The sequence below is a fragment of the Moorena sp. SIO3I6 genome (assembly GCF_010672095.1).
In genome coordinates this window covers 1-3,301 of record NZ_JAAHHU010000475.1, presented here as the reverse complement: position 1 = coordinate 3,301, position 3,301 = coordinate 1, and the positions used below count along the sequence as shown (strand labels likewise).

5 protein-coding genes are annotated in these 3,301 nt (G+C 41.9%); 3 read left to right on the top strand and 2 right to left on the bottom strand.

Translation table 11 applies throughout. From position 1 onward, the window contains the following. Nucleotides 1-508 precede the first annotated feature (508 nt). From F6K49_RS38180 to F6K49_RS38170, 3 genes are all read left to right on the top strand, one after another. Nucleotides 509-736: a hypothetical protein gene (locus F6K49_RS38180; RefSeq protein WP_293105482.1), complete on the top strand. Its 228-nt coding sequence runs from the start codon at nt 509-511 to the stop codon at nt 734-736. Nucleotides 737-917: 181 nt separating this feature from the next. Beyond that, entirely contained in the window at nt 918-1,214 is a 297-nt protein-coding gene (locus F6K49_RS38175) for a hypothetical protein (protein WP_293105479.1), read from the top strand. 498 nt (nt 1,215-1,712) lie between these two features. Beyond that, complete coding sequence (locus F6K49_RS38170; protein WP_293105476.1) at nt 1,713-2,351, top strand: 2OG-Fe(II) oxygenase; 639 nt, start codon at nt 1,713-1,715, stop codon at nt 2,349-2,351. On the opposite strand, the gene F6K49_RS38165 is transcribed toward F6K49_RS38170, so the two are convergent. Next, nucleotides 2,348-2,590 carry a hypothetical protein gene (locus tag F6K49_RS38165; protein WP_293105473.1) on the bottom strand — a complete coding sequence of 81 codons (243 nt, stop codon included), beginning with the start codon at nt 2,588-2,590 and terminating at the stop codon, nt 2,348-2,350. The genes F6K49_RS38170 and F6K49_RS38165 overlap by 4 nt on opposite strands. 178 nt (nt 2,591-2,768) lie before the next feature. Then, nucleotides 2,769-3,146 (bottom strand): DUF433 domain-containing protein, encoded by a 378-nt coding sequence (locus F6K49_RS38160; RefSeq protein WP_293105470.1) that lies wholly within the window; start codon nt 3,144-3,146, stop codon nt 2,769-2,771. Nucleotides 3,147-3,301: the final 155 nt, after the last annotated feature.

The following is a 3,301-nucleotide window of genomic DNA, read 5'->3' as shown; positions in this document are numbered from 1 at the left end:
TTAGGGAGCAGGGAGTAGGGAGTAGGGAGTAGGGGAGTCGGGAGTCGGGAGTCGGGAGTCGGGAGTCGGGAGTCGGGAGTTGGGAGTAGGGAATAGGGAGTAGGGAATAGAGAAAAAATTATGTGTAACTCATTACTATTATAAACGCTATAGACTTGGCCGCAGTTGTCGGGAACGTCTCAATTTAACTGAGATATTAAACCAGTACAAAAAAACTTAATATCAGAAGTAACAACAATCAATTTAAGTACTTAAATAATCAAATATTATTACTGTTGACTACTCCCTACTCCCTACTCCCTACTCCCTGTTTCTATCAATTGTTTACATCTAAACTAAAAAACCTATAGCATTTGTATTTGAGATGTCAACCTAGAAGGTCTTTTTTTCTTGGACAATAAAACTGAGGATCTCTTTCCCCTCTTGCCTTTTGCCTTTTGCCTTTTGCCTTTTGCCTTTTTCAGCAATTCGTGTGTTTACAACCCAGATCCAAACGCTATATACCACTATGCCGGATAATAATAACTCGTTTGAACCATCTATTGATAACTCTAAAATTCCAGAAGAATCTCTTCCAACCTTGTTACCTCGAACAGCATGGACTAGTAATTTAGCCTATTGGAGAGTTCTTTTAAAAGCTAAAATTGCTTTAGACAAAATTGAGAAAGAACCAGTCAATAAAGGGAACAGGGAACAGCGGATCTGGGAACAGGGAACACAGAAAATAGCTTTATAGTATTTATCAAATAGGTGAAGTACCGATTCCCGATTCCCGATTCCCGATTCCCGATTCCCGATTCCCGATTCCCGATTCCCGATTCCCGATTCCCGATTCCCTAAAATAAAAAAACTGTGTACCTCACCCAATTTACAACCGCTATAGTATCAGATTTGTCCACTTAACGTTACATTGCAACATGGTTAAAATCTACGAACTGGATTCTCCCAGTGATGATCAATTGTTAGAGTATGTGAGCAATTTAGCTCACGAAAAAACTAAAGACATCAAGGGGGGAACGAAATTGATCCATGACATAAAGTTCCCAATTCTACCAGAAGGACCTCCTCCATTCGATGACTGGATCATTGTGCGGGAAGGACCACCACCACCACCCCACGACTGTCTCATTCTGCGGGAAGGACCACCACCACCAGACTTTCTCGAAGAGATCCAAAGTCCAAAACCGGGTTTTCATCCAGGTCATGTTATATAACTAGGACTGGTGATGTATAGCGCTACGCCCAAGGCAAAAGGCAAAAGGCATGCATGCTAAAGTTGACTACAACAGCTTTTCAAGTTGTATCAATGTCCTAAGCTTAATGCGTAGTGCTATACATTTTGGATTTTAGGTAATAGGTAATAGGTAATAGGAAACGGGAGGATGTCACCTTTGTAATTATGTATATAGATCCCCCCTAACCCCCCTTAAAAAAGGGGGGAATTAGATTCAAAAGTCCCCCTTATTAAGGGGGATTTAGGGGGATCTGAATCAGGGATTAACAAAACTGACATTCTCCCATAGGAAACAGCCCAGTAGGGTGCCTGAAATAACAAACCCTACTGGTAATTAAATACATAATTTGATAGCAATCCGTCTAGGAATTGTGAGAATTTTTGTTCCCTGTTCCCTGTTCCCTACTCCCTACTCCCTACTCCCTACTCCCTACTCCCTACTCCCTACTCCCTTTATTATTTAATTAATTAACCTATAATGAATAAATCTCCAGAAGTTACCCGTAAAATTACTAATCAAGCGCCAGTTTTATTTATTCCTAATGTCTTAGATAGAGAATTTTCCCAAACCCTAATTAATGTTTGGGAAACTGAAGGCAATCAAGAGTCCTATTCAATGATTGAGCATAAGGGAGAATTGACTCCCATTGAGGACGATGATTATAAGAGACGCAGAGACCATTTTCTTCAAGAAGGGGAAACCCATCAACGTTTAAGATATTTCATCCGTGAACAGGTTCGCCCTGCAATCAAGAAAGCCTTTCATTTTGAAATTACTCGATTTGAGAGTTTTCGGATTGGTTGCTATGATGCGAATACTGGCGGATATTTTCGACCCCATCGGGATGATGCTACCGAAGGAACTGCCTACCGTCGCTTTGCTATGACTATTAACTTGAATGTGGAAGACTATGAAGGGGGCTATTTAAGATTTCCAGAATACGGATTAGATTTATATCAGCCGGAAACAGGCAGTGCTTTAATTTTTTCCTGTTCCCTGCTTCACGAGGTTACAGATGTTATTAAAGGACAACGGTTTGCTCTGCTGTCATTTTTTCATGGTGAACATGAGGCTCAGTTGGTTGAAGAGTACAATCGCCGCGTGATGGTTAGCTAGAGGATCATACAGCGGTTTGCAATTGGGTGAGGTACAAATTTTTGGGTTTTAGGGAACAGGGAACAGGGAACAGGGAACAGATAAGAGGGAAGAGGGAACAGGGAAGCAATAATGATTAGTTGATGTAGGGTGGGCAGTGCACCAGACAGATAATCAAGTTTGCAAACCTCGTTGGTAGGCACTGCCTGGGGTGTGGGGTGTGGGGTGACCGGGTGTGGGGTGTGGGGTAGGCTGTTCACTTTGTGCGATGGCCATAGCTTAAACTTCATGCACAAATTGTCTGATAGTATGATAAGCGTGCATCTCTTGCTAGATATCCATTCTGGGCGTTATCGCCGTACGCGTTCGCTAGCCAACGCCCTTCGGGCTAATCGCAAAGCGTGAGCAAAGCTCAATCCTGGTGTGAACGATCTCCCCCTAAAAAGACTCATAATAAACAGCCCTTGCACTGCCCACCCTACTAGGATTAATGACTAGCTCCAGAGCGGCTTCTGCTTTCAATTTCCGGAACCTCTGCCGTGCAGGAGAAGGATTCTGTTTTTGTTCTTCTCTTTGTTGGCGGCAAAACTCTAGCCAGTCAGCTAAGTAAGTGCTAACCTCTTCTTTGTTGTGTAGATAGTAGAGAATAGTGGCATGGACTTGTTCTAGGGTAATGGTCTCAAATTGTTGGGTAATTTCTTCAGGGGTTCTGGCGCGGTAGATATATTCGTAGAGGACGCTTTCGATACCAATGCGGCTACCTTTGATGCGAATGTCGTCAGAGGCTAGGAAGTCGAAGTAGTCTTGGATTTCCATGGCAATTTGCAATTACTAAAAAAAGTTTTAAAAAAAAAATATGAGGCGCGAATACAATTTTTAAGTAGATGTAAACTACATTTAATTTTACCGTTATTATTTTTTTTAAGTCAACCTATTCGTTTATAATGGAAACGTGATTGCTAGGGATAAAT